24 protein-coding genes are annotated in these 25,556 nt (G+C 73.2%); 11 read left to right on the top strand and 13 right to left on the bottom strand.

Annotated elements, in window-relative coordinates:
- Positions 1 to 85: 85 nt before the first annotated feature.
- From HS048_RS13160 to HS048_RS13130, 7 genes are all read right to left on the bottom strand, one after another.
- The gene (locus tag HS048_RS13160) at positions 86 to 1,339 is read right to left on the bottom strand and encodes a deoxyguanosinetriphosphate triphosphohydrolase (protein WP_196467090.1); all 1,254 of its coding nucleotides are present in this window, start codon (positions 1,337 to 1,339) and stop codon (positions 86 to 88) included.
- Positions 1,340 to 1,439: 100 nt separating this feature from the next.
- Positions 1,440 to 4,082: a pyruvate, phosphate dikinase gene (gene ppdK, locus HS048_RS13155; RefSeq protein ID WP_196467089.1), complete on the bottom strand. Its 2,643-nt coding sequence runs from the start codon at positions 4,080 to 4,082 to the stop codon at positions 1,440 to 1,442.
- A 336-nt stretch (positions 4,083 to 4,418) separates the two neighbouring features.
- Positions 4,419 to 5,390: an acetylxylan esterase gene (locus HS048_RS13150; protein WP_196467088.1), complete on the bottom strand. Its 972-nt coding sequence runs from the start codon at positions 5,388 to 5,390 to the stop codon at positions 4,419 to 4,421.
- A 250-nt stretch (positions 5,391 to 5,640) separates the two neighbouring features.
- Positions 5,641 to 6,654: a LacI family DNA-binding transcriptional regulator gene (locus HS048_RS13145; RefSeq protein ID WP_196467087.1), complete on the bottom strand. Its 1,014-nt coding sequence runs from the start codon at positions 6,652 to 6,654 to the stop codon at positions 5,641 to 5,643.
- Positions 6,655 to 6,767: 113 nt separating this feature from the next.
- Positions 6,768 to 8,153: a glycine--tRNA ligase gene (locus HS048_RS13140; protein WP_196467086.1), complete on the bottom strand. Its 1,386-nt coding sequence runs from the start codon at positions 8,151 to 8,153 to the stop codon at positions 6,768 to 6,770.
- Between the two features lie 193 nt (positions 8,154 to 8,346).
- Entirely contained in the window at positions 8,347 to 8,625 is a 279-nt protein-coding gene (locus tag HS048_RS13135) for an antibiotic biosynthesis monooxygenase (protein ID WP_068896852.1), read from the bottom strand.
- A 25-nt stretch (positions 8,626 to 8,650) separates the two neighbouring features.
- Positions 8,651 to 10,006 carry a BtrH N-terminal domain-containing protein gene (locus HS048_RS13130; RefSeq protein WP_196467085.1) on the bottom strand — a complete coding sequence of 452 codons (1,356 nt, stop codon included), beginning with the start codon at positions 10,004 to 10,006 and terminating at the stop codon, positions 8,651 to 8,653.
- A gap of 244 nt (positions 10,007 to 10,250) precedes the next feature.
- Here HS048_RS13130 and HS048_RS13125 point away from each other — a divergent pair, with 244 nt between their 5' ends.
- From HS048_RS13125 to HS048_RS13100, 6 genes are all read left to right on the top strand, one after another.
- Entirely contained in the window at positions 10,251 to 10,691 is a 441-nt protein-coding gene (locus HS048_RS13125; RefSeq protein ID WP_068896853.1) for a DUF6703 family protein, read from the top strand.
- A gap of 208 nt (positions 10,692 to 10,899) precedes the next feature.
- Positions 10,900 to 11,877, top strand: a complete 978-nt coding sequence (locus HS048_RS13120) for a metal ABC transporter substrate-binding protein (RefSeq protein ID WP_230880824.1) — start codon at positions 10,900 to 10,902, stop codon at positions 11,875 to 11,877.
- A gap of 36 nt (positions 11,878 to 11,913) precedes the next feature.
- On the top strand, positions 11,914 to 12,666 hold the full coding sequence (locus HS048_RS13115; RefSeq protein WP_196467892.1) for a metal ABC transporter ATP-binding protein: 753 nt from the start codon (positions 11,914 to 11,916) through the stop codon (positions 12,664 to 12,666).
- The gene (locus tag HS048_RS13110) at positions 12,663 to 13,496 is read left to right on the top strand and encodes a metal ABC transporter permease (protein ID WP_068897080.1); all 834 of its coding nucleotides are present in this window, start codon (positions 12,663 to 12,665) and stop codon (positions 13,494 to 13,496) included. Before HS048_RS13115 ends, HS048_RS13110 begins: the two co-directional genes overlap by 4 nt.
- Positions 13,493 to 13,879 carry a Fur family transcriptional regulator gene (locus HS048_RS13105; RefSeq protein WP_068896856.1) on the top strand — a complete coding sequence of 129 codons (387 nt, stop codon included), beginning with the start codon at positions 13,493 to 13,495 and terminating at the stop codon, positions 13,877 to 13,879. The genes HS048_RS13110 and HS048_RS13105 overlap by 4 nt, the downstream gene beginning before the upstream one ends.
- Before the next feature lie 248 nt (positions 13,880 to 14,127).
- Positions 14,128 to 14,676: a CGNR zinc finger domain-containing protein gene (locus tag HS048_RS13100; protein WP_068896857.1), complete on the top strand. Its 549-nt coding sequence runs from the start codon at positions 14,128 to 14,130 to the stop codon at positions 14,674 to 14,676.
- 99 nt (positions 14,677 to 14,775) lie between these two features.
- On the opposite strand, the gene HS048_RS13095 is transcribed toward HS048_RS13100, so the two are convergent.
- Positions 14,776 to 15,624 (bottom strand): LysR family transcriptional regulator, encoded by an 849-nt coding sequence (locus HS048_RS13095; RefSeq protein ID WP_196467084.1) that lies wholly within the window; start codon positions 15,622 to 15,624, stop codon positions 14,776 to 14,778.
- A 95-nt stretch (positions 15,625 to 15,719) separates the two neighbouring features.
- On the opposite strand from HS048_RS13095, the gene HS048_RS13090 reads away from it, so the two are divergent.
- Positions 15,720 to 16,451 (top strand): SDR family oxidoreductase, encoded by a 732-nt coding sequence (locus tag HS048_RS13090; protein WP_196467083.1) that lies wholly within the window; start codon positions 15,720 to 15,722, stop codon positions 16,449 to 16,451.
- A gap of 32 nt (positions 16,452 to 16,483) precedes the next feature.
- On the opposite strand, the gene HS048_RS13085 is transcribed toward HS048_RS13090, so the two are convergent.
- The 4 genes from HS048_RS13085 to recO all read right to left on the bottom strand — a co-directional run bounded on the left by HS048_RS13085 (position 16,484) and on the right by recO (position 20,148).
- Positions 16,484 to 16,846 (bottom strand): cupin domain-containing protein, encoded by a 363-nt coding sequence (locus HS048_RS13085; RefSeq protein ID WP_196467082.1) that lies wholly within the window; start codon positions 16,844 to 16,846, stop codon positions 16,484 to 16,486.
- Positions 16,847 to 16,921: 75 nt separating this feature from the next.
- A complete protein-coding gene (locus HS048_RS13080) occupies positions 16,922 to 17,698 on the bottom strand; it encodes an isoprenyl transferase (RefSeq protein ID WP_068896860.1) in 777 nt (258 codons plus the stop codon).
- On the bottom strand, positions 17,695 to 19,059 hold the full coding sequence (gene iscB, locus HS048_RS13075; RefSeq protein ID WP_307832454.1) for an RNA-guided endonuclease IscB: 1,365 nt from the start codon (positions 19,057 to 19,059) through the stop codon (positions 17,695 to 17,697). The genes HS048_RS13080 and iscB overlap by 4 nt, the downstream gene beginning before the upstream one ends.
- A 336-nt stretch (positions 19,060 to 19,395) precedes the next feature.
- Positions 19,396 to 20,148 carry a DNA repair protein RecO gene (gene recO, locus HS048_RS13070; RefSeq protein ID WP_196467080.1) on the bottom strand — a complete coding sequence of 251 codons (753 nt, stop codon included), beginning with the start codon at positions 20,146 to 20,148 and terminating at the stop codon, positions 19,396 to 19,398.
- A gap of 171 nt (positions 20,149 to 20,319) precedes the next feature.
- Here recO and HS048_RS38145 point away from each other — a divergent pair, with 171 nt between their 5' ends.
- Both HS048_RS38145 and HS048_RS38140 read left to right on the top strand, forming a co-directional pair.
- Positions 20,320 to 21,897, top strand: coding sequence for a CDP-alcohol phosphatidyltransferase family protein (locus tag HS048_RS38145; RefSeq protein WP_068896862.1), 1,578 nt, complete (start codon positions 20,320 to 20,322; stop codon positions 21,895 to 21,897).
- Entirely contained in the window at positions 21,894 to 22,604 is a 711-nt protein-coding gene (locus HS048_RS38140) for a DUF5941 domain-containing protein (protein WP_196467079.1), read from the top strand. The genes HS048_RS38145 and HS048_RS38140 overlap by 4 nt, the downstream gene beginning before the upstream one ends.
- 140 nt (positions 22,605 to 22,744) lie before the next feature.
- Here the strand turns inward: HS048_RS38140 and HS048_RS13055 are convergent, their stop codons facing one another.
- Complete coding sequence (locus HS048_RS13055) at positions 22,745 to 23,239, bottom strand: helix-turn-helix domain-containing protein (RefSeq protein WP_068896864.1); 495 nt, start codon at positions 23,237 to 23,239, stop codon at positions 22,745 to 22,747.
- Positions 23,240 to 23,478: 239 nt separating this feature from the next.
- Here HS048_RS13055 and HS048_RS13050 point away from each other — a divergent pair, with 239 nt between their 5' ends.
- Both HS048_RS13050 and HS048_RS13045 read left to right on the top strand, forming a co-directional pair.
- Positions 23,479 to 24,909 (top strand): MFS transporter, encoded by a 1,431-nt coding sequence (locus HS048_RS13050; protein ID WP_307832453.1) that lies wholly within the window; start codon positions 23,479 to 23,481, stop codon positions 24,907 to 24,909.
- 151 nt (positions 24,910 to 25,060) lie between these two features.
- Entirely contained in the window at positions 25,061 to 25,534 is a 474-nt protein-coding gene (locus tag HS048_RS13045) for an Lrp/AsnC family transcriptional regulator (RefSeq protein ID WP_068896865.1), read from the top strand.
- The last annotated feature ends 22 nt before the right edge of the window (positions 25,535 to 25,556 follow it).

The following is a 25,556-nucleotide window of genomic DNA, read 5'->3' as shown; positions in this document are numbered from 1 at the left end:
CGCCGGGGCCTTCCGGCGAGGCCGGGTCCCCGCCGGCGTCCGTCGGCGCCCGCCGAGGCGGCGGCGCCTGGTGGCCAGGTGCCGGTCAGCGCCCGCCCAGGCGGCGGTGCCAGGTGACCGCCGAGGTGTCGGTCAGCGACGCGATCTGGTCGACGACCACGCGCAGCCGGGCGGCGTCGTCGCCCGCCCTGGCGAAGGCGGGCCGGAGGGCGGGCTCCAGGGAGTCGGGGGCGCCCCGCGCGATCAGGCGGGCCAGGTCGTGGATCAGCTCCCGCTGCCGGGCCCGGTTGGCGCTGTGGTTCTCCCGGGTGATCACGTAGTGGACGGTGACCCCCTTGAGCACCGCGCACTCCAGGCGGCTGGACCTCGGCACGACCAGTTCCGCGCCGTAGCGGCCGGGGGCCGGGCCGTACGCCTCCCGGGTGGCCACCTCGGCGGATCTGCAGAAGCGGCCGATGAGCGCGCTGGTGAGGCCCTTGAGCGCGGCGAGGCCGGACATGGAGCCGTCGACCTCGCGCGGCCAGAGCGGTGAGGCGACCAGCCGGGCGAAGACGTCCTCCAGCTCGGCGGGGTCGGCCTCCGGGGCGTACCAGGCGCGGGTGGTGGCGCACACGTCGCGGCGCTCGGCCCCGTCGCGCAGCATCCCCAGGGTGACCTCCCCCGCGTGCAGGGCGTCCTCCAGGTCGTGCACCGAGTAGGCGACGTCGTCGGCCCAGTCCATGATCTGCGCCTCGAAGCTCACCCGGCCGGCCGGGGCGCCCTGCCGGATCCACTCGAAGACCGGCAGGTCGTCGTCGTAGGCGCCGTACGGCTGCCGGCCGGTGACCCCCTCGACCGGCTCCGGGCGGCGCCAGGGGTACTTGCAGGCCGCGTCGAGGGTGGCCCGGGTGAGGTTCAGCCCGGCGCTGCGGCCGTCCTCGGTGAGGACCTTGGCCTCCAGCCGGGTCAGCAGGCGCAGGTTCTGCGCGTTGCCCTCGAAGCCGCCGCACGCGGCGGCGACCTCGTTCAGCGCGGTCTCGCCGTTGTGCCCGAAGGGCGGATGCCCGAGGTCGTGGGCCAGGCAGGCGGTCTCCACCAGGTCGGGGTCGCGGCCGAGCGCCTCGCCCATCTCGCGGCCGATCTGCGCGCACTCCAGGGAGTGGGTCAGCCGGGTGCGGGGGATGTGCTGCCCGCTGGCCAGGGTCTCCCCCGGTCCGACCACCTGCGTCTTGGCCGCCAGCCGCCGCAGCCCGGCGCTGTGCAGCACGCGCGCGCGGTCCCGGGCGAACGGGCCTCGCTCGGGGTTGCCGGGGGGTTCCGGCACCCATCGGGCCTGATCGGACTCGTCATAGCGATGCATAAGTGCAGTGATTTTATCCCCGATAGGACCGGTCCATGCCTGACAGTCGGTAAACACTCCGGGACGCCGCGGAGTCCGGTGGACCCCGCGGCCGACCCCGTCAGCGGGTGTCGGAGCCGGCGCAGGCCAGGGCCGCGCGACCGGCCTCCAGCCGGGCGACCGGCACGCGGAACGGCGAGCAGGACACGTAGTCCAGGCCGACCTCGTGGCAGAAGTGGATCGAGTCGGGGTCGCCGCCGTGCTCGCCGCAGATGCCGAGCTTGAGGCCGGGCCTGGCCCTGCGCCCCTCCTCGGCGGCGATCCGCACGAGCCGGCCGACGCCGGCGCGGTCCAGGGTCTCGAACGGGGAGACGCCGAAGACTCCCAGGTCCAGGTAGCGGGAGAAGAACGCGGCCTCGACGTCGTCGCGGGAGAAGCCCCAGGTCATCTGGGTGAGGTCGTTGGTGCCGAAGGAGAAGAACTCGGCGGCCTCGGCGATCTGGCCCGCGGTGAGCGCGGCGCGCGGCACCTCGATCATCGTGCCGACCGCCGCCTCGACCCCCGCCTCCGCCAGGATCCCGGCCGCCTCCTCCCTGACGCACTCCAGCTCCTGGACGGCGCCGACGAGCGGGATCATGATCTCCGCGCGGGCGCCGGGCACCGCCCTGGCCGCCTCGGCGATCGCCCGGACCTGCATGGCGAACAGGCCGGGGACGACCAGGCCGAGCCGTACGCCGCGCAGGCCCAGCATGGGGTTCTGCTCGTGCAGGCGCTTGACCGCGGCCAGCAGCCTGCGGTCCCGGCCGGTGGCCCGGTCCCCCGCGAGGGCGACCTTGACCGCGAGCTCGGTGTGGTCGGGCAGGAACTCGTGGAGCGGCGGGTCGAGCAGGCGGACGGTGACGGGCAGGCCGTCCATCGCCCGGAAGATCTCGGTGAAGTCCGCCCGCTGCAGCGGCTCCAGCGCGGCCAGCGCCCGCTCGCGCTCGTCGTCGCCGTCGGCCAGGACGAGGTCCTCGACCAGCTGCCGGCGGTCGCCGAGGAACATGTGCTCGGTACGGCACAGCCCGATGCCCTGGGCGCCGAACCGCCGGGCGCGGGCGGCGTCCTCGGCGTTGTCGGCGTTGGCCCGCACGGCCAGGCGGCGCGCGGAGTCGGCGTGGGACATGATCCGGTGCACGGCGGCGACCAGTTCGTCGCCGCCGACGGGGGCGCCCTCGAAGTACTCCACGACCGGGGAGTCGACCACGGGCACCTCGCCCAGGAACACCTCGCCGCTGGAGCCGTCGATGGAGATGACGTCGCCCTCGGCGACCACGACGCCGCCGGGGGCGGTGAAGCGGCGCTCGGCGGCGGAGACCTCCAGCTCCTCGGCCCCGCAGACGCAGGTCTTGCCCATGCCGCGGGCGACCACGGCGGCGTGGGAGGTCTTGCCGCCGCGCGAGGTGAGCACGCCCTGGGCGGCGATCATCCCGGACAGGTCGTCGGGGTTGGTCTCCCTGCGGACCAGGATCACGGCCTCGCCCGCCGCGGCGAGCTCGACGGCCCGCTCGGAGGAGAAGACGGCCCTGCCGACGGCCGCGCCCGGGGAGGCGTTCATCCCCCTGCCGATCCGCTTCCTGTCCGCGCCGCCGTCGAAGCGGGGGAACATGAGCTGGGCGAGCTGGTCGCCGGTGACGCGGGTGACCGCCTCGTCGAGGTCGATCAGGCCCTGGTCCACCAGCTGCACGGCGATGCGGAACGCGGCCGCGGCCGTCCGCTTGCCCACCCGGGTCTGGAGCATCCACAGCTTCCCGCGCTCGACCGTGAACTCGATGTCGCACAGGTCGCGGTAGTGGTTCTCCAGCTTCTCCATGATCCGCATGAGCTCGTCGTAGGAGTCCTTGTCGATGGCCTCCAGCTCCTGCAGAGGCATGGTGTTGCGGATGCCGGCCACCACGTCCTCGCCCTGGGCGTTCTGCAGGTAGTCGCCGTAGACGCCCTGCTGGCCGCTGCCGGGATCGCGGGTGAAGGCCACGCCGGTGCCCGAGTCCATGCCGCAGTTGCCGAAGACCATCGAGCAGACGTTGACGGCGGTGCCCAGGTCGGCCGGGATGCGCTCCTGGCGGCGGTAGAGCACCGCGCGCGGGGCGTTCCACGAGGCGAAGACGGCCTCGACGGCCATCCGCATCTGCCGGTAGGGGTCGACGGGGAAGTCCTCGCCGGTCTCGGCGCGGACGATCTCCTTGTAGGTCTCGACCAGGCGCTGGAAGTCCTCGGCCTGCAGGTCCAGGTCGCTGCGGCCGGCCTTGAGCCGCTCCAGGGCCCCGTCGAACAGCTCGCCGTCGATGCCCTGGACGGTCCTGCCGAACATCTGGATCAGGCGGCGGTAGGAGTCCCAGGCGAAGCGCTCGTTCCCGCCGGCCTGCTTGGCCAGGCCGCGCACGGACTCGTCGTTCAGCCCGATGTTGAGGACGGTCTCCATCATGCCGGGCATGGAGAACTTGGCGCCGGAGCGCACGCTCACCAGCAGGGGGTCGTCGGCCTGGCCCAGGCGGCGGCCCATCCGCCTCTCCAGCGCGGTCAGGTGGAGGGCGATCTCCTCCTCCAGACCGCCGGGGAGCGAGCCTCCGGCGAGGAAACCGCGGCACGCCTCAGTGGTGATCGTGAAGCCGGGGGGGACCGGCAGCCCGAGATTGGTCATCTCGGCCAGATTGGCCCCCTTACCGCCGAGCAGATCCTTGAGATCCTTGTTGCCCTCGGTGAAGTCGTATACGTACTTGGGCACGGCTGCTCCTTCTACGGCTTCAAATGACGCGCTCTTCGCCTTAGTCGGGACTCTACCGATGAAGCAGCGAATGAAACGCCACCCTTACCCGTGAAGCACGTCCATGCAGCTCAAAGCCCACCCCGCGGTCTAATCCAATTAAAATCGGCAACATTTTCCACGTGATATCGGTCACCCCCAGAATTGGTATAAACCAATTGGTGTAAACCAATTTCCGGATCGTTCTCCACGGTTCGGCCGGGCGCCCGCGGGACCGGCGGGAGCGCACGACGAGTGCGGGGTACGGCGCGCACGCCGTACCCCGCACTCGTCACTCGCGCCCGGACCGGCCGGGCGTCAGGCGCCGAGGGCCGCCCGCAGGAACGCGGCCTGCTCCATGGCGTGGGCGGACTCGCCGCCCTCGTGGCCGTTGTACGGGTACACCCGCATCTCCTTCGGCCCCGCGTAGTGGTTGTGGGCGGCGAAGACCGTGGAGGGCGGGGTGACGCCGTCGCGCAGGCCCACCGAGAACAGCGCCGGGACGGCGGAGCGGGCCGCGAAGTTGAGCCCGTCGAAGTACGACAGGGTCGTGAAGACCTCCTCCACCCGGTCCTTGAAGACCCGGCAGTAGACGGCCAGCTCGGCGTAGGGGTTCTCGTCCGTGATCTGCGTGGCGTGCCGGATGTGGCACATGAACGGCACGCTGATCAGCGCGCAGGCGAGGTCCGGCACGAGGGCGGAGACCGCCAGCGCGATGGCGCCGCCCTGGCTGCCGCCCGACACCGCGATCCGGCCGGGGTCCACCGCCGGATGGGTCCTGGCCGCCTCCACCGCCCGGACGGCGTCGGTGTAGAGCCGCCGGTAGTAGTAGTCGTCCGGGTCGTGGATGCCCTTGGTCATCACACCGGGGGTCTGCGGGCCCGTGCCCGGCTCCGGGTCGGCGGTGTCACCGCGCCGCCAGCCGCCCGCCCCCTGGCCCCGCGAGTCCATCACGAACACCGCCCAGCCGAACGACGGCCACAGCAGCCAGTCGATCGGCAGGCCCCGGCCGCCCCCGTAGCCGATGTACTCCACCACGCACGGCACCGGGCCCTCCGCCCCGCGCGGCACGAGCAGCCAGCCCTTGATCGCGTGCCCGCCGTACCCGGCGTAGGTCGCGTCGTAGACGTCGGCCACCGTCAGCGCGCTCGGGTGCGGGGTGAAGACCGCGCCGAGGTCGTGCTTGCGGGCCTCGGTCAGCGTACGGTCCCAGAAGGCGTCGAAGTCGGCGGGCTCCGGCCGCTCGGGCAGGTAAGCGCGCAACTGGTCCAGCGGCATGTCGACGAACATCGTCAGCTCCTTGTCAGGTGAGGGGGGCGGAGCCGAGCGGACCGGAGGGCCGGAAGACCGCCCGGACCCTTCGCGGTGCCGCCTCCTCGCGGTGCCACCGCGCCGATCGCGCGGCCTCGCCGTCCAGCAGGATCCCGCCCCGGCACGGACGCGGTCAACCGGGTGAAAGCGGACGCTCCGCCCACCCCGCGGGCGGCGCGGCGCTCCCCGGAACCGGCGTCCCCGTGATCGGGCGGCCGCGGGCCCCCGCTCACCCCGCGGACGGCGCGGTGCTCCCCCGGACCACCAGCCGGGGCGTCGCGTCCCGGCACGAGCCGACCTCCGCCCCCGCCACCAGGTCGAGCAGGCTCTGCGCGGCCCGCGCGCCGAAGGCGGCGATGTCCCGGCTCACCGCGGTGAGGTGCGGGCGGGTCAGCCGGCACAGCGCGGAGTCGTCCCACGCCACCACCGACAACCGCTCCGGCACGGCGATCCCGGCGTCCTGGGCGGCCGCCGTGCCCGCCACCGCCATGACGTCGTTGTCGTACACGACCGCCGTGGGCCGGTAACGGGAACGCAGCAGCCGCAGGGTCGCGTCCGCTCCCGCGTCGGCGCCGTAGTCGGTGTGCACGGTGACGCTCTCCATGCCGCGCGCGGCGGCCGCCGCCTCCATCGCCCGGGTCCTGACGACCGTGTGCCGCAGCACCTCCGGGCCGGCCACCCGGGCGATCCTGCGGTGCCCCAGCGCTCCCAGGTGATCCACCACCGACCCGATCGCCTCGGCGTCGTCGCTCCAGACGGCGGGCAACCGGCCGGCCCCCTCGGGCCCGCCGACGACGACGGCGGGCATCCCCAGTTCCTCCAGGACCGCGACCCGCGGGTCGTCCACCCGCAGGTCCACCAGGATCACCCCGGCCACCCGGCGCTGCGCCCACCAGCGCCGGTAGATCCCGGTCTCCGTCTGCGGATCCTCGGTCATCTGCAGCAGCAGGCCCACCGAGGCCGCCGAGAGCGCCGCCTCGATCCCGGACATCAGCTGCATGAAGAACGGTTCGAGCCCGAGCGTGCGGGCCGGGCGGGCCACGACGAGGCCCAGCACGTCGGCCCTGCCCTCCGAGAGCGCACGGGCGACGCTGCTCGGCTGCCAGCCGAGCTCGGTGGCGATCGACAGGATCCGGTCCCGGGTCTCCGCCGACACGCCGGGGCGGCCGTTCAGCGCGAACGAGACGGCCCCCTTCGAGACCCCCGCGCGGCGGGCGATGTCATCGATCGTGGGTCGCTTCACCGCATCACCTGCCGGGTTCACCGGTTCGTCTTGCGCGGGGACCGCCGGCCGCTCCCCGGGGCGGGTACGGCTCCCGTCCGAGGGGGCGGGAGCCGTACGTCACGAGCGGCGGGTCAGTCGTTGAGGTGCTGTCGCAGGTAGGAGTCGACCTGGTCGAGGGCGACCCGCTCCTGGGCCATGGAGTCCCGCTCGCGGATGGTCACCGCGTGGTCGTCCAGAGTGTCGAAGTCGACGGTGACGCAGAACGGCGTGCCGATCTCGTCCTGGCGGCGGTAGCGGCGGCCGATGGCGCCCGCGTCGTCGAACTCGACGTTCCAGCGCCTGCGGAGCTGGGCGGCCAGGTCCTTGGCCTTCGGCGACAGGTCGGCGTTGCGCGACAGCGGCAGGACCGCGACCTTGACCGGTGCGAGCCGGTGGTCGAGGCGCATGACCGTGCGCTTCTCCATGACGCCCTTGGCGTTGGGCGCCTCGTCCTCGGTGTAGGCGTCGATGAGGAAGGTGAGCGTCGCGCGGTCGACGCCGGCGGCCGGCTCGATCACGTACGGCACGTAGCGCTCACCCGTGTCCTGCTCGAAGAAGCTCAGGTCGGTGCCGGAGGCCTTGCCGTGCGCGGTCAGGTCGAAGTCCGTGCGGTTGGCGATGCCCTCCAGCTCGCCCCACTCGCTTCCGGTGAAGTTGAAGCGGTACTCCACGTCGACGGTGCGCTTGGAGTAGTGGGACAGCTTCTCCTGCGGGTGCTCGTAGAGCCGCAGGTTGTCCTTGCTGATGCCCAGGTCGACGTACCAGCGGAAGCGCTCGTCGATCCAGTACTGGTGCCACTCCTCGTCGGTGCCGGGCTTGACGAAGAACTCCATCTCCATCTGCTCGAACTCGCGCGTGCGGAAGATGAAGTTGCCGGGGGTGATCTCGTTCCGGAACGACTTGCCGATCTGGCCGATGCCGAACGGGATCTTCCGGCGCGCCGACTGCTGCACGTTGAGGTAGTTGATGAAGATGCCCTGCGCGGTCTCCGGGCGCAGGTAGGCCAGGCCCGACTCGTCCTCGACCGCGCCGAGGTAGGTCTTCAGCAGGCCGCTGAACTGCTTGGGCGCGGTGAAGGCGCCCTTGTTGCCGCAGTTGGGGCAGGTGATGTCGGCCAGGCCGTTGATCGGGTGCTTCCCGTGTTTTTCGGTGTACGCCTCTTCGAGGTGGTCGGCGCGGTAGCGCTTGTGGCAGGACTGGCACTCGGTCAGCGGGTCGGTGAAGGTCTCCACGTGACCGCTGGCCTGCCACACCTCGCGGGCGAGGATGACGCACGAGTCGAGGCCGACGACGTCCTCCCGGGCCTGGACCATGGACTTCCACCACTGCCGCTTGACGTTGTTCTTGAGCTCCACGCCCAGCGGGCCGTAGTCCCACGACGCGCGCAGGCCTCCGTAGATCTCGCTGGAGGGGTAGACGAGCCCACGTCGCTTCGAGAGGCTGACGATGGTGTCCATGATGTCCGTACGGCGTGACATAAGGGAAAATCTCCATCCGGCTGGAGGTCGGCGAGGAATCGACTGGGCTCCCAGCTTAGGGGAGCCCGGGACGGCGGGGCGCGCACATCGCGTCCGCACGCGCTGCGCCCGTTCCTGTGCCCGTGCCTGTGCCCGCCGCGCGCCGCGCCGGTCCCGGTGCGTCCTCCTCCGGCCGGGCGGGCGGGCGGTGCGGTCACCCGCGCTCGACGTCCTCGAAGGCGCTCGGCTCGTTGATCATCAGCGTCATCAGCGGGTACATCGCCATCCGCGCCGCGCCGAGGGCCCGGCGGTAGAACCCCGCCCCCTCCCACTCGCTGACCAGCGCCCACAGGTCCGGCTCGTCCACCGACCTCGACACGCGGCCGCGCACGTAGCCCGGCTGCGCGGCCAGCGTGTCGATGATGTCGTACGCCTGGGTCAGGAACTCCCCGGCCCGCGCGGGCGGCACCGAGTAGCGGATGAGAGCGAGCATCCGCCCAGCATGCCAGAGGGCCCTCTCATCCGCGTCCCCGCTCCCGCACCAGGTCCCGCAGGGCCGCGACCGCCTCGCTCTCCGCCCGGTGGATCCCGGCCAGACGCGTGCTCAGGCCGGCGAAGAGCGCCTCGTGGTCCCCGACCGGCGAGGCCCGGTCCACCGCGGCCCGCAGTTCCCACAGCTCCGCGGCTCCGTCCACCGCGTCCTGCGGCATCACCGCCCCCGCTCCCGCCGCGGCCGCCCGGGGGTCCTCCTCCGCGCCGCCGCCCGCCGTACCCTCCGCCAGCAGCGACTCGCGGATCCGGGCGGTGAGCGCGCGCATCCGGGCGAACTCCGGGACGTCGAGCGGGAAGGCCGCCTCGGCCAGGTCGTGCCAGAGCCCGTGGATCCGGCGGAACTCCTCCGCCAGGTCCGCGAGCGGCAGGTCCAGCAGCGCGCCGGCCTCCTCCAGCCCGTCGGCGAACAGGTCGCGGAGGTTTCCGCCGTCCGTCCCGACGGGTTCCACGCCCTCCCACATCGACAGCAGGGCCCCCGCCAGCCCGCGTCCGTCGGCGAACACCTTCGGCCAGCCCTTGGCGTTGCGGCGGTCGACCATCATCCGCGACCACTTGCGCCAGGCCGGTAGCGAGAACGACTCGGAGGCCGCGCTCAGGTGCTCGGCGGCGTCGCGCAGCCCCTCCAGCGCGGCCGAGGCCAGCCGCCCGGCGTCGATCCCGGCGGGGCCGTCGGGGTTCAGGACGTGCATGACGTTCTTGTAGGACGACACGCGGGCCCGGGCGGCGTCCATCCGCGTCCGCGGCACCCTGATCGGGGCCGTTCCCCGATCGTCGACGAGCACGTCCCCGCCGTCGCCCCGGTAGACGACGACCGGGTGCCCGCCGTACCCGTCCAGGCTCTCCGGGAGACCCCAGTAGCCGACGTGGTAGCGGTCGGGCAGCACGATGCAGGGCCGTCCCGCGTCCAGTTCCGCGGCGAGGGCGGCGGACGCGCCCTTGGCCCCCGAGGTGGTGTGCGCGGTGAAACCGACGCCGAGCCGGTCCAGGGTCTTGGCCGTCCAGCGGTCGTGGTACTGCCACTGGTTGCGGAAGCCGAGCGTGAGGTGGCGGCTGCCGTCGTGCTTGAACTCCCACAGGATGTATCCGGCGCCGATGCCGCCTCCGGCGAGGAAGACCATCGGCTCACCGACGGCGAGGCCCTGGTTGGCGAGGACCGCGGAGATGGCCGCGCTGCCCGGGTGGCGCCCGCCGTGGAAGGTCCAGGCACCGTCGGTCGCGGGCTCGGGCCGGTCGACGACATGGCGGCGGGCGGCGGTGTAGCTCTCGCCGGTCTTCGCCATCCGCGCCCGGATCCGGATCTTGAGCTGCTTCTTGCTGGTCATGCTGACTCCGCTCGCGGCGTACGGCCACCCGCAGCCCACGCCTGCCGGTCGGCCCGCCGCGACGTCGGTCGGCGCGCATGGGACCCGCAGCCTCCCGAGGCACGTGAATCCCCTTTGCCTCCGTGGAGCACGGGCGGCGTGGGTGCCCGATCGAGGAGGTTCGGCGTGGGAGTCCGCCGCCGCCGAGTCTACGTACGGCCCGCCTCCGGCCACAAGCGGGACGCCCCGGCGTTAGGCTCTGGCCGTGGCCGACAAGAGCAGCTCCGAGCGTCCCGGCTCCGGGCGTCCCGCGCACCCTCTCGCCCGGCGTGCCGCCTCCGGCCGCACGACCGGATCCGGACCCGGCCGCCCGGCCGCCCGGCGCCCGCTCCCGCCCGGCGAGCAGTTCTTCACCCCCGATGCGACCGGGCTCCGGCAGAAGGTCGAGCGGTTCAGCGCCGCGCCCCTGGTGTTCCTGTTCCAGCTCCCCCGCTGGATCCCTCCGCTGCTCCTCGTCGTCCTCCTCCTGGCCGGTTTCGCGGTGCCGTCCTTCTGGGGCGGCCTCGCCGTGCTCCCGGTGATCGCGTTCGTCGGCTGGCTGGCCTACATGTCCTGGCCGTCCCTGGCCACCAAGGGCCGCATCCTCCGGATCGCCCTGCTGACCTTCCTCCTGCTGCTGGCCGCCGACCGGTTCGGAGCCTTCTGACACCGCCCGGCCGGGAAGGAGCGCCTCGCCCTGGCCGGATCCACCGGGACCGGTCACAGAAGGGCCGCTCCGGCGAGGAGTCCTCGGCCCCGCCCTTCACCGGCTCGCTCCCCGGCCGTTCCGCTCCTCACCATCCTGGCCGGTCCGCCGGGCGGCGATCTCGGCTCGATTTTGACAACCGTTTTCATTTACGCGCATACTGTTGGACATGATGTCCGACTCCTCCCGACGTATCCGCATGCGCGCAGCCGGCCTGCTCACCGGGACCGCCCTCCTCGCCGCCACCGCCGCCTGCGGCTCCGGTGCCGCCGAATCGGCCGGCGGCACCGGCGGCGCGGGGGGAGGCCGCCCCGAGGTCACCGCGGCCCTGTACCCCCTGCAGTGGCTGGCCGAGCAGGTGGGGGGAGGCGACGTCACCGTCATCGGCCTGGCCGAGCCCGGCGTCGAACCGCACGACCTGGAGCTGACGCCCGCCCAGGTGGCGGGGCTGGAGAAGACCTCCCTGGTGGCCTACGTCAAGGGCGTGCAGCCCGCCGTGGACGAGGCGGTCGAGCAGCACGCCGCCGACCGGGGCTTCGACGCCGCCACCCTGGTCAAGACCCTCGCCGCCGAGGAGCACGCGGAGGAGGGCCACGGCGAGGAGGGCCACGCAGAGGAGGAGCACGGGCACGAGGTCTCCTACGACCCGCACCTCTGGCTCGACCCGAGCCGGTTCGCCACCGTCGCGACCCGGCTGGGCGAGAAGCTGGCCGCCGCCGACCCGGCCCGCGCCGCGGGCTACCGGGAGCGCGCCGCGAAGGCCGCCGCCGACCTCACCGCCCTGGACGGCGAGCTGGCCCAGGGCCTGGCCGACTGCGCCTCGCGCTCCATCGTCACCGGCCACGAGGCCTTCGGCTACCTCGCCGACCGCTACAAGCTCAAGCAGGTCGGGATCAGCGTCGACCCGGACGCCGAGCCCTCCCCCGCGCGCCTGGCCGAGGTGGCCGAAGTCGCCAAACGGGAAAAAGTGACTACCATTTTCACCGAGACCCTCGTCAGCCCGAAGGTCGCCGAGGTTCTCGCCCAGGAGGTCGGCGCCACCACCGCGGTCCTCGACCCGATCGAGAGCCGGCCGGCGGACGGCGACTACCTGTCCGCCATGCGGCAGAACCTCACCACCCTCAAGAAGGCGCTCAGCTGCCCGTGAAGGCACCACGTGACAGATAGAGAAGAAGCGTTCACCATGCGCGGCGGCCAGGTCAGCCTGGACCGCCGCCCGGTGCTGCGCGGGATCGACCTGACCGTCCGCTCCGGTGAGGTGGTGGCCGTCCTCGGCGCGAACGGGTCGGGCAAGTCCACCCTCGTCCGCGCCCTGCTCGGCCTGACCCCCCTGTCCGGGGGCTCCACCCTCCTGTACGGCGCGCCGCCCGCCCGGTTCCGCGACTGGTGGCGGATCGGCTACGTGCCCCAGCGGCTCTCCGTGGGCGGCGGCGTGCCGTCCACGATCCGCGAGGTCGTCGCCTCCGGGCGGATCGCACGGCAGCGCCGGCTGCGCCCGACGAGCGCGGCCGACGCCGCCGCGACCACGCGGGCCCTGGAGGCCGTCGGCCTGGCCGACCGGGCGGGAGACCCGGTGCAGGCGCTGTCCGGCGGGCAGCAGCAGCGGGTGCTGATCGCCCGCGCCCTAGCCGGGGAGCCCGACACCTTCGTCATGGACGAGCCCACGGCCGGCGTGGACGCGGCCAGCCAGCAGCTGCTGGCCGACACCCTCGCCGGGCTCGTGGCCCAGGGCAGGACGGTCGTGCTGGTCGCCCACGAGCTGGGCCCGCTGGAGCCCCTGATCACCCGCGCGGTGGTCCTGCGCGACGGCTGCGTCTGCCACGACGGCCCGCCGCCGCACGCGGTCGGCGCGCACGCGCTGCCCGGCCACGACCACGTGCACCCGCACGCCGAGGAGCCCCCGGCGAGCCCCCTGGAGTGGAGACCCACCTCGTGATCGACCTGCTCCAGTACGACTTCATGCAGCGGGCCATGATCGCGGCGCTCCTCATCGGCCTGACCGCCCCGGCCGTCGGCACCTTCATCGTGCAGCGCCGCCTGGCCCTGCTGGGCGACGGCATCGGGCACGTCGCGCTGACCGGTGTGGCGCTCGGCTTCCTCACCGGCACCGCCCCCGTGCTGACCGCCGTGCTCGTCTCGGTGCTGGGCGCCGTCGCCATCGAGCTGGTCCGCGCACGCGGCAGGACCAGCGGCGACGTGGCGCTGGCCCTGCTGTTCTACGGCGGGATCGCCGGAGGCGTGCTGCTCATCTCGCTCGCCCCCGGCGGGAGCAACTCCACCCTCATGTCCTACCTGTTCGGCTCGATCAGCACCGTCACCCTCCAGGACGTGTGGGTGATCGGCGCCCTCGCGGTCGCGGTGCTCGGCGTGGTGGCGGTCTTCGGCCGGGAGCTGTTCGTCCTCTGCCAGGACGAGGAGGTCGCCAAGGCCGCCGGCCTGCCGGTCCGCCTGCTCAGCCTGCTGATCGCCGTCACCGCGGCGCTGACCGTGGTCATCGCCATGCGGGTGGTCGGGCTGCTGCTGGTGAGCGCCCTGATGGTGGTCCCGGTGGCGACCGGCCAGCAGCTCACCCGGGGGTTCCGCAGCACCATGCTGCTGGCCATGGCCTCCGGGGTGGTCGCCACGGTCGGCGGCCTCACCACCTCCTTCTACGTCGAGGCGCCGCCGGGTGCGCTGATCGTGCTCGTCGCGCTGGGAGGGTTCGTCCTGGCCCTCGGGCTCGGTAGATTCGTACGCCGAAGCCGACCTCAGGAGTCCCGCCCATGAGCAACAGACGCGACGCCGTACACGAGATCCTCCGCCAGAGCGAGGGCTTCCGCAGCGCGCAGGACGTCTACGCCGAGATGCGCGCGGAAGGCGCCAAGATCGGGCTGACCACCGTCTACCGGGCGCTGCAGGCGCTGGCCGACAAGGGCCACGTGGACGTCCTGCGCACCGACGACGGCGAGTCGGTCTACCGGGCGTGCGCCAGCGGCGACCACCACCACCATCTGGTCTGCCGCCGCTGCGGGCGGACGGTCGAGGTGGCCGGGCCCGCCGTGGAGCGCTGGGCCGAGGCGGTCGGCAGCGAGCACGGTTTCACCGAGATCACGCACACGGTCGAGGTCTTCGGCACCTGCTCGTCCTGCTCCACCGCCGCGCGGTCCTGAGCGGCCCCGCCCGCGGAGACGGAGGCGGCCGGCCCCGTGACCGGTCCGGCCCCCGGCGCCCCGGTCCGACGCGATGAACCGGCGTGGTGGAACCGGCGCGATGAACCGGCGCGGTGATGTCCGGTGAACCCGATGCGGTGATGTGCGGTGACGGAAGGCCGCGGGGCCGTCCCGGAGAGATACGCTTCCGGGACGGCGGGCCGCCGTACGTGCGACCACGCCGAACCCCGCACCGAACAGGAGTCGACATGCCATTCGGACATGACATGGTGCACTCGCTCGCCACCGCCGTCGACCTGGTCAACACCTCCCCCTCGACCGGGGGCGAGGACCGGCTGGACAGCCTGGACGGGCTCGGCGAATTCGTGGACCGCTGGCAGATCAGCGGCGTCGGCGAGCTCGGCGCGGCCGACCTGGGCCAGGTCCGGGCCCTCCGCGAGGCCTTCCACAAGGTCTTCACCGCGCCCGACCAGGCCACCGCCGTGATCCGGCTGAACACCCTGCTGAGCGAGACCCGCATCACCCCGCGCCTGACCGAGCACGACGGCCACTCCCTGCACGTCCACTACTTCGCCCCGGGCGCCTCCCTCGGCGAGCACCTGGCGGCCGACCTCGGCGTGGCCCTGGCGCACCTGCTGGTCGAGGGCGAGTGGGAGCGCCTGCGCACCTGCTCGGCCCCCGACTGCGAGCGCGTCTTCGTCGACGAGTCCCGCAACCGCTCCAGGGTCTACTGCGACAGCCGCACCTGCGGCAACCGCATGCACGTGGCCGCCTACCGGGCCCGCCGCCGCGCCTGAGCCGCCCGCCGCCCGCCCGTCCCGGAGCCGCACGCGTCCGTCGGGAAGGGCCCTGCGGCAGGGGGCGGCCCGGACCTGGGACCGCCGATGAGGCGGCCGCTAGAGACGTGTCGCGCTCCGGACGAGGTCGGCGACGGCTCTGGACCGGCTGTGCGACGGCCAGGCGATCACGGTGGTGACCGTCGGCGCGTCCAGCACGGGCACGGCGGCCAGGTCACCGTGTAACCGGGCCCGGCACGACTCCGGCAGGATCATGCACGCGCGGCCGAGCGCGACCAGTTGCAGCAGCTGCGTGTGGTCACGGACCTGCGGGCCGGGGCCGGGCGGGTAGGCGCCGCCGGAGTCGGGCCAGCGCGGCAGGGGCAGGTCGGGCAGCACGGCGATGTCGGCCATGTGCACGTGCTCCCGGAGGGCGAGCGGATGCCCGGCCGGCAGGACCACGACCTGGCGCTCCGTACTGAGCTCTTCGGTGTCGAACCCGGCCGTCGAGTCGAACGGCCGGTGCAGCAGCGCCACGTCGGCCCGGCCCTCGCGCAGCAGCCGCGCCTGCTCGCCCGGGCCGCACAGGACGACGTCGACGGAGACCGCGCCGGGTTCGGCGGCGTAGGCGTCGAGCAGTTCGGCCAGCAGTTCGCTGGACGCGCCGGCTTTCGCGACCAGGGCCAGGGCCGGACGGCCGGTCGCGGCGAGGGCGGCGCGGCGGGTCCGGAGCTCGGCGGCGTCGACCGCCTCGAGGGCCGCCCGGCCCTCGGCCAGCAGCACCGCGCCGGCCTCGGTCAGCGTGACGGTGCGGCTGGTCCGGTCCAGCAGCGCTGCCCCGAGCCGGCGTTCGAGCCGCTGGATCGCCCGTGACAGAGGCGGCTGTGCCATCCCGAGTCGCTGCGCGGCGCGCCCGAAGTGCAGCTCTTCGGCGACGGCGACGAAGTAACGCAGTTCCCGGGTCTCCACCCGGCCATGCTATCCAGGATCGATACCCGCGCGGTATCGCTGCTCAGCCGATCGGTGTTGGACCCCTCGCCGGGGTCGGCGGCAGCATCGCTCCCATGAGCGAACGCACGATCGCGCTGGTCACCGGCGCGAACAAGGGAATCGGATACGAGATCGCGGCGGGCCTGGGCGCCCTCGGCTGGAGCGTCGGCGTCGGCGCCCGCGACGATCAGCGCAGGGAGGCCGCGGTGGAGAAGCTGCGCGCGGCCGGAGTCGACGCGTTCGGCGTACCGCTGGACGTGACCGACGACGCGAGCGCGACCGCCGCCGCACGGCTGATCGAGGAGCAGGCCGGGCGCCTCGACGTGCTCGTCAACAACGCGGCCATCACCGGTGGCATGCCGCAGGAGCCCACCCGGGTCGATCCCGCCGTCATCCGGACGGTCGTGGAGACCAACGTGATCGGCGTCATCCGCGTCACCAACGCGATGCTGCCGCTGCTGCGCCGCTCCGCCTCGCCGCGGATCGTGAACATGTCCAGCAGCGTCGGCTCCCTCACCCGGCAATCGGGACCCGGCGGTGAGCGGACGACGGGCCCGGTGTCCGCGGCGTACGCGCCGTCGAAGACGTTCCTGAACGCCGTCACCCTCCAGTACGCCCGGGAGCTGAGCGGCACGAACATCCTGATCAACGCCTGCTGCCCCGGCTTCGTCGCGACCGATCTCAACGGCTTCCGCGGCGTGCGCACCCCCGAGCAGGGCGCGGCGATCGCCGTCGGCCTCGCGACCCTGCCCGACGACGGCCCGACCGGCAAGTTCTTCGAGGACGCCGGCGAAGTGCCGTGGTGATGCGCCCCGGTCCGGCGCACCACCGGCTCAGCTCACTGAGGCGCCGCCCTGGCGTACTCCGCGGCCCCGCCGGCGAAGTCGAACACCACGGCCTGCTCGTCGCCGACGACCCAGGCGTCGTGCCCGGGATCGCAGACGAAGACGTCGCCGGGTCCCGCCTCGGCCTCCTCGCCGTCGTCCATCCGGATGCACAACCGGCCCTTCACGACGAACCCGTTGTGGCGGACCCGGCACGAGTCGGTCCCGGCGATCGGCTTGACGGACTCCGACCAGCGCCATCCGGGCTCGAACGTGGCGACGCCGAAGGTCAGCCCTTCCAGGTCGCAGACGTCCAGGTGCCCCATCGGGAAGTCCCGGCGCTCATCCGGCTTGTCGACGCTCTTCACCTCGATCATGACGTCCCCCCTTCGTCAGTTCCAGTCTCACACCGCCGGGAGGGGCCCACAAGGCCGTCGACCTGTGCGGGGAGGTCAGCGCACCTCGTTGGGGACGGCCCCGCCGTACCTGCGGTCGCGCTTGGCGTAGGTCTCGCACGCCTCCCACAGGTCGCGGCGGTCGAAGTCCGGCCAGAGCCGGTTGAGGAAGACCATCTCGGCGTAGGCCGACTGCCAGAGCAGGAAGTTGGAGGTGCGCTGCTCGCCGGAGGAGCGCACGAACAGGTCCACGTCGGGGATCTGCGGCTCGTCCAGGTAGCGGGCGAAGGTCTCCTCCTTCACCCGGCCCGGCTTGACCCGCCCGGCGGCGATGTCCTCGGCCAGTCTGAGCGCGGCGTCCACGATCTCGGCCCGGCCGCCGTAGTTGACGCAGAACTGCAGGGTCAGCGTGGAGTTGCGCTCGGTCATCTCCTCGGCGTCCTGCAGCTCCGAGATGACGCTCTTCCACAGCCGCCCGGGACGGCCGGCCCAGCGGACCCGCACGCCCATGGCGTGCAGCTGGTCGCGGCGGCGGCGGATGACGTCGCGGTTGAACCCCATCAGGAAGCGCACCTCGTCGGGCGAGCGCTTCCAGTTCTCGGTGGAGAAGGCGTAGGCCGACAGGTAGGGGATGCCCAGCTCGATCGCGCCCTCGATCACGTCGAAGAGCGACGCCTCACCCGCCTTGTGCCCCTCGGTGCGCGGCAGGCCGCGCTGCTTGGCCCACCGGCCGTTGCCGTCCATCACGATCGCGACGTGCCGGGGGACGAGGTCGCGCGGGATCGGCGGCGGGACGGCACCGGAGGGGTGGGGGGCGGGGGGACGGACGTTCACCGATCACCTCCAGCGTGGAGGCCCCGGCCTTCAGGCCGGGGAGGGAACGCGGAACGGTCGGTCACGGTGGTCTCCTTGGTTCTGGTGTAGCCGTAGCCGTCGGCGCGTTGCAGCAGCCGCACGTGCCGGTGGCCGATGCCCTGCACCAGGCCGTGGGCGGTGCGGATGTTGAAGTTGCCGGTGGTGCGGACCGCGACCCGCCCGGTGTGCGTGCCAGCCTTCTTCCCAGCCGGGACGACGGCACGGACCAGGTCGCCGGTGGCGAACCCGTGGACCTGCTTGACACGCGGCAGCCGCAGTCGGGGAAAACCGTACCGGTCCGGCGCGGTACGGGCGTAGCCGCCGCGTCCGGTCGCGGCGGCCACCAGCACCGTGGCGGGCCAGGCGGTGACGGTCTCCAGCTCGCCGACGTGCAGGGCGTCCAGGGTGTGGGACTTGGGCGCGCCGGTGCGTGCGCGGTTCCACTTGGTACGCCCGCCGGAGGCGGCACGCACCGGCAGGCCGGTGGCGCTCAACGCCCGCCCCAGTGCCTGGCGGGTGGCATTCATCGCGGCGGCGTCCCGCAGCGGAGCCATGGCCTGGGCGAGGATCCGGGCCAGCACCTTCGGCTTGCCTTTCAGGAACTCCTCGACCGGGCGGGCGTCCTTGGCCTGGTTGCACGGCACACACGCCAGGGTCAGGTTGGCGATCCGGTCGGAGCCGCCCCGCGACCGGGGCTGGATGTGATCGATGTTCAGCGGAACGTTCGCCGCCCCGCAGTACGCGCAGCGGCGGTCCCACTTGGCCAGCAGGTACTCGCGCACCTCGTACCCGGCCAGGGTGCCCTGCCGGTACTCCACTCCCGTCAGCGGCCTGCCCGCCGCCAGTGAATGGGCGTCGAAGGCGACCTGTTCCACGTGGATCGCCCGGAGGGGTGCCCACCGGGACAGCCGGGTGATCCAGGACAGGGTGCCGTCGAGGCGGTGGCGCAGCGACGGCGCCAGCCACCCGTCCGAGCGGGTGCGGTTGGAAAAGCGCGGGGCGCGGTAGCGCAGGTTCCGCGACCGCCGCCCGCGCCGATACTGCGCACGGGCGGCCAGTTTGTCGCGGATCCGCCCGCCCCGGTGGTCGAGCTGCAGGGCGAACAGGCCCCGCCGGACGTTGTCGGTCCAGGTGAAGAGGCTGAGGCCGGTGTGGCGGCTGCCCGGGTCGATCCCGGCCTCCACCCCGGCGATGGCCGACTCGGCCGCCGTGCGGTCCTTCAGCCGGATGACGAACGGGGTGTGCCGGACCACCACCGCCCGCCCGGACGTCAGGAGTCTGCGGGCGCGGGCCGGATGGCACGGCATCAGCGGTTTCCCGTCCTTGTCGAGCACGAACACGGATGGGGCGTTACCGCCCCGCTCTCCCTCGGCGGCCGGAGCCGCCTCGGGGTGACGCCCGCGCACGCGGGTGCGCCGCGCGCGGATCTCCCCTCGCCCAGGTCCGATGCCCGGTACGCGACCAGCGCTGCTGGCCGTGTCTCCACGGGCCGTTTCGTCCCGACCCGGGGTGTCTGCTCCCATGGATTCCAGAGCGGCGGGCTGAGGAAGCACCCGCCGGTGGGTCTGCCGTCGTACATCGGACGTAGCCATCACTTCGCACCTCCATCCACTGATGACTCGGGCTGGTCAACACGGGCGTGAGGTACGGCGGTGCCGTACCTCACGCCCCGGCCTTCAGGCCGGGGTCCTTGACGTTGCGGGCTCCCTTTCTACGTGTCGCAGAGAGCGTATGCCGTGTTCGAGGTGCCACTGGAGGTAGGCGGCGACCAGGCCGCTGCACTCGGCCCGGTGCCGGGCCGCGGAGGCGTCCGCGGCGGGCCAGTCGCCCTTGAGGAGGGCGTTCATCAGGGCGAGGGTCTCCCCCGCGGGCACCGCGGCACCGGCCGGGCGGCAGTTCCCGCACACCGCGCCGCCCGCCACGATGGCGAACGCCCGCACGGCGGTGCCCTCGCACCGCGCGCACTCCACCAGCGCGGGGGCGTATCCGGCCACGGCCAGCGAGCGCAGGAAGTAGGCGTCCAGCACCAGCCTGGCCTCGTGCTCCCCCGCCGACAGCGCCCGCAGGCCCCCGACGAGCAGCAGGAACTGGCGGAGGGCGGGCTCCTTCTCCCCCATGATCAGCCGGTCGGCCGTCTCCAGCATCGCGCTGCCGGCGGTGTAGCGCGGGTAGTCGGCGATGAGCGCCTCGCCGTACGGCCTGATGGTCTCGACCTGGGTGACCACGTCCAGCGTGCGGCCGGTGTGCAGCTGGAGGTCGACGTGGGTGAAGGGCTCCAGCCGGGCGCCGAAGCGGGAGGTGGTGCGCCGGACGCCCTTGGCCACGCCCCGGATCTTGCCCGTCCGCTTGGTGAGGACCGTGATGATGCGGTCGGCCTCGCCCAGCTTGTGGGTGCGCAGCACGACGCCCTCGTCACGGTAGAGGCTCACCCGCCCAGTCTAGGGGGAGACCCGGCCCGGCAGGCCTCCGGCAATGATCATGGAGTACGGATGGGTCACGAGTGCGTGTTGTTCACTCGGGACTCACTAAACTTTGGCCTCTGGCGAACTTTCCCGCCATGTTCGACCCGGTTCCACCTCACCCCCGCACGAAAGGGTGCCATGCCCCGCGTGGTCCTGCTGGGCTCATCGCCCGGCCCCGATGCCGCCCCCGGCCAGTCGACGCCGTCCGCCGCGCTGACTCTGCCCGCGCTTCCCGGCTGCCCCACGGTGATCGGCAAGCTGCACGGCCAGCTCGCCTCGCTCGACTCCGCGCCGGTGACGATCGCCCGCTCGGGCGACGCCACGGCCTACCGGGGTTTCCCGGGCACGCTCGTCGAGACCTCCGACCTCGCAGGCGACCTGCGCGCCGTCGCCGAGGCGGTCGAGCACGCCACGGAGAACCTGCTCATCCTCCCCGCCAACTCCCTGATCCACGACGAGCTGATCTACCAGATCACCAAGTCGAAGCGCGGCGCGCTCGCGCTGATCGTCAAGGAGCCCCGCGAGGAGGACGAGAACGGCGACGCCGTCGTCCCGAACGTCCCCATCGACGAGGCCCAGCCCGAGATCGGCGACCGGGTCCTCGAGGGCCTGCCGGTCCGGGTCCGCGCGGCCAAGTCCCGCGTGATCTCGGTCGGCTCGGCCTACCACGCGGTGACCCGGCCCAACGCCGTCCTGCTCGGCCCGCTGCACGTGCACGTCAAGCACGCGCCGACGCTGGCCGAGGCGGCCCGCGAGCTCGCCGACATGGCGCACCTGCTCGGTCCGGAGGACGACCTGGTCCAGCTGCTGGTGCTGGGCCTGGTACGGCGCGGCGTCTCGGTCGGCATCCGCGGCCGCCGCGACCTGTTCTACCGCCGGATCACCGAACGGTCCGAAGCCGACCAGGCCGTGGCGGACATGGCCGGGTTCGACGAGGACAAGGCCCGGCTGAACAACGCGGTCAAGGGCGCCGACGGCTTCTTCACCACCTTCTTCGTCAGCACCTACTCGCGGTACATCGCCCGCTGGGCGGCCCGGCGCGGGCTGACGCCCAACCAGGTCACGCTGATCTCGATCGCCCTGGGCGTCGCGTCGGCGGCGTGCTTCGCCACCGGCGAGCGCCCCGGCATGGTGGCCGGCGGGCTCCTGATCTACTTCGCCTTCGTCTTCGACTGCGTGGACGGCCAGGTCGCGCGGTACGCCCGCAAGTTCGGCGTGCTCGGCGCCTGGCTGGACGCCACCTTCGACCGCTTCAAGGAGTACGTGGTCTTCGCCGGCCTGGCGGTCGGCGCGGCCGTCTCCGGGGTCGGCGACGTGTGGACCCTGGCGCTGGTCGCGCTCGGCCTGCAGTCCATCAAGCACCTGCTGGACTTCTCCTTCGGCGCGGCCAACCGGCGCAGGCCCCCGTCCCCGCTGCCCTCCATCCCGCTCTCGATCGCTCCCGACACCCCCCTCCGGGACGCGCTGGAGCAGCGCAAGGCGGCGCGCAGCAGCGGGATCCGCAACCTGCTGAAGATGTGGACCAAGGCCGGCAAGTACCGGGCCGTGCACTGGGCCCGCAAGATGATCGTGTTCCCGATCGGTGAGCGCTTCGCCGTCATCGCCATCACCGGAGCCCTCTTCGACGCCCGGATCACCTTCCTCGTGTTGATCATCTGGGGCGGCATCGGGGCCACCTACTCGCTCACCGGACGTCTGATGAGGTCGCTCGCATGATCACCCAGCCGCAGGCCACCCCCGCTCCCGACCCCTACGAGGAGCGCCTGCGCATCCAGACCGCACGCCTGCTCGCCTATCGCGACGACGGCCCGCTGGTCACCGCGCTGCGCCGCGCGGCCGGCCCCGGCCTGCCCCCGGTCCCGGCCTGCCTCGCCGCGCTGCTCGTGGTGGTCGCGATGGCGGTGGCCGGGATGCTCGACGACGGCCCGGTCCTGATCGTCCCCGCGCTGGTCATGGTGGCGCTGGTGCTGCCCACCGCGGCCCGCGACCACCTGGGCAAGCTCGACTGGCTGGTGCCGCCGCTGATCCGGGCGACCGAGTTCCTGGTCGTCATCCTGGTCGGCCTGGCCGCGGACGCGCCCAAGTGGCTGCTGTTCGTCCTGCTCTACGTCGTCGGCTACCACACCTACGACACCGTCTACCGGACCCGCCAGGGCATCTGGCCGCCCGACTGGGTGTTCCGCGCCGGTCTGGGCTGGGAGATCCGCCTCCTGCTGCTCGGGGCGGGCGCCGCGCTGGGCGTGCTGACCTGGGTGCTGGCCGCGCTCACGCTCTACCTGGGCGTGCTGTTCGCCATCGAGAGCGTGACGAGCTGGGTCCGGCTGGACAAGGCGTCGGCGTCGAAGGCCCAGGAGAGCGACGACCTGGAGACCTCCCCCGAGGAGGCCATGGAGCAGGCGACCGGCGAGGCCGAGCCCGCCTGACGAACCGCAGCGGGCGCCGGAGGGCGCCCGCCGTACGACGACGACCCCGAGGGCCGCGGCGCGCCGCCGCGGCCCTCGCCGTATGAAGAGGCCGGTCCGCCCGGGCACGGCAGGACCGCCACTCGGGCACGGCAGGGCCGTCAGCGTCCGCCGGCGAGGACGTCCCGGGCGACGGCCGCCCGCCCGGCCTCCGCCCGCTCCGCGGCCTGCCGCTCCGCCGCCTCCCGGACGTCGTACGCCGCGCGGGCGGCGGCGATCTCTTTCTGGTGCTCCTCGGTCCAGGTGACCAGCGCGCGGATGGTGTCGTGCAGGGTCGCGCCCAGGGGCGTGAGCTCGTAGTCCACCCGCGGCGGCACGGTCGGGTGCACGGTCCGGCTCACCAGCCCGTCGCGCTCCAGGTGGCGCAGGGTCCGGGTGAGCATCCGCTGGCTGATCCCGTCGATCTCACGGCGCAGCTCGGTGAAGCGCAGGCTGCGCCGGTCGAGCAGGGCGATGACCAGCAGGGACCACTTGTCCGCCACCCGGTCGAGGATCTGCCGGACCTCGCAGTCCTCCCGGGTGTCCCACTGGAGGACGTCGTAGTCGTCGCCGGTATCACAGCAGTGACCGAGGGACTTCGAAGTGCCTTCTTCCATGGCTTCATGGTGTCCGACGATGCTGCCGGTAACAAGAGGGAACCGACCGTCACTCGGAGAACCGAGGGCGGTCCCCGATCTCCGAGAGGAGCCGGCACATGTCCGCATCGAGATCCGCGCCGGACGGACGCACGTCCGGGCACCCGGACCGGTACCCGGACGGACGCACGCCCGAGCACACGCACGGGCACACGGACCGGCACACGCACGAACCCGTGAGCGGACACCCGTACGGACCCGTGGGCGGACGCATGGACGGGCGCGCCTGGAGCGTGCTGCTCGTGCTGTGCGGGGCGATCTTCCTGGAGGGGATCGACGTGGCGATGCTGAACGTGGCGCTGCCGTCGATCCGGGCCGACCTGGGACTGTCCACCGGGATGCTCAGCGGCGTGGTCAGCGCCTACGTCCTCGGCTACGGCGGGTTCATGCTGCTGGGCGGCCGCGCCGCCGACCTGCTGGGCCGCCGCCGCATGTTCCTGTTCTGGCTGGCCGTCTTCCTGGTCTTCTCCGGCCTGGGCGGGTTCGCCACCGAGGGGTGGATGCTGCTGGTCGCCCGGTTCGCCACGGGGGTCGCGGCCGCCTTCATGGCCCCGGCCGGGCTGGCGCTGGTCACCGGCAACTTCCCCGAGGGCCCGCAGCGCACCCGGGCGCTGGGGGTCTACGCGGGGACGGCCGCGGGCGGGTTCTCACTGGGCCTGGTCGCGGGCGGGCTGCTGGCCTCGTTCGGCTGGCGGTGGGTGTTCTTCGCCCCGGTCATCCTGTCGGCGGTGATCCTGCTCGCCGCCGTCCCCCTGGTCCGGGAACCGGCCGCCGCGGAGCGCCCGGCGGGCGGCTTCGACCTGGCCGGTGCGTTCAGCATCACCGGCGCGATGCTGCTGCTGGTGTACGGAGTGGTCCGGCTGGAGCATCCCGGGAACGGCGGGGGCGTGACGGCCGGGGTGTTCACCGCCGGGCTGGCGCTGCTGGCCGCCTTCACCGTGATCGAGCGGCGCTCCGCCCACCCGCTGGTACGGCTGGGCATCCTGCGTTCGGGCCCGCTGCTGCGCGCCGACGCGGGGGCGCTGCTGTTCGTCGGCTCCTTCGCCGGCTTCCAGTTCCTGGTCACCCTGTACCTGCAGGAGCTGCGCGGCTGGAGCACGCTGGAGACGGGTCTGGCGATGCTGGTGGTCGGCGTCGACACCGTCCTCGCCCCGACCCTGACCCCGCGGCTGGTGAACCGGTTCGGCAACGTCCGGGTGCTGTTCGGCGGCCTGCTGCTGGCGGCCCTGGCCTACGCGCTGTTCCTGCCCGTGGGGCCGGACTGGACCTACGCCGCCATGCTGCCGACCATGGCCCTGCTGGGGCTGGCCTTCTCCCTCGCCTACGGGCCGCTGACCATGGCGGCCACCGAGGGCGTCGACGAACGCGAGCACGGCCTGGCCGGCGGCCTGCTGTACACCGCGATCCAGTTCGGCACCGCCCTCGGCCTGTCGGCGGTGACCGCCGTCCACGTCGCGGCGCTGGGCGGCGGCGCATCACCCGGGGCGGAGCTCGCCGCGCTCCGCACGGTGCTCGCCGTACCGGTCGCCGCCGCCGTGCTGGCCGCGGTCGTCACCGCGTTCGGCCTGCGCGCCCGCAGGGCCGCCGGGGTCCCCGGGCCGGCGCCCGCCCCGGCCGGCACCTCCGCCTGACCGCGGCACCGGATCGGCCGACCCCGGCCGGTCCGGGCCGGTCCGGGCCGGTCCGGAGCCGTGCGGCCACCGCGAGCCCGGCCGCCCGCCGGGGCGCGGGCCGGACCCCGGCCGCGCGCCGCCCGGCCGCGCGGCTGTGTTACAAAGCAGCGTGGAGTTGGACCGGCTGGATCGCGACATCATCGGGGCGCTCGTCGAGGACGCCCGCGCCACCTACGCGGAGATCGGGCAGCGGGTGGGCCTGTCGGCGTCGGCGGTGAAACGGCGGGTGGACCGGTTGCGCGAGACGGGGGCGATCACCGGGTTCACCGCGCGGGTGGAGCCCGCGGCGCTCGGCTGGACCACCGAGGCGTACGTCGAGCTGTTCTGCGCGGGCAAGACCTCGCCCGCCGAGATCGGGGTGGCCGTGGCCCGGCACCCCGAGGTGGTCTCGGCGTGCACGATCACCGGGGAGGCCGACGCGCTGCTGCACATCCGGGCGACGGACGTGCGCCACGTGGAGCGGGTGATAGAGCGCATCGCCGCGGAGCCGTTCGTGGTGCGGACCAAGAGCTCCATCGTGCTCTCCCGGCTGATCGACGCCCCGCTGATCACCCCGCGCAACGAATCGCCGTTCCTCGCCTGAAGGACGCGCGAAAGCCGCGCCG

Origin of the sequence: Planomonospora sp. ID91781 (assembly GCF_015711595.1) — a bacterium.
In the GTDB taxonomy this organism is placed as follows: domain Bacteria; phylum Actinomycetota; class Actinomycetes; order Streptosporangiales; family Streptosporangiaceae; genus Planomonospora; species Planomonospora parontospora.
This window is presented reverse-complemented; position numbering and strand designations above follow the sequence as displayed.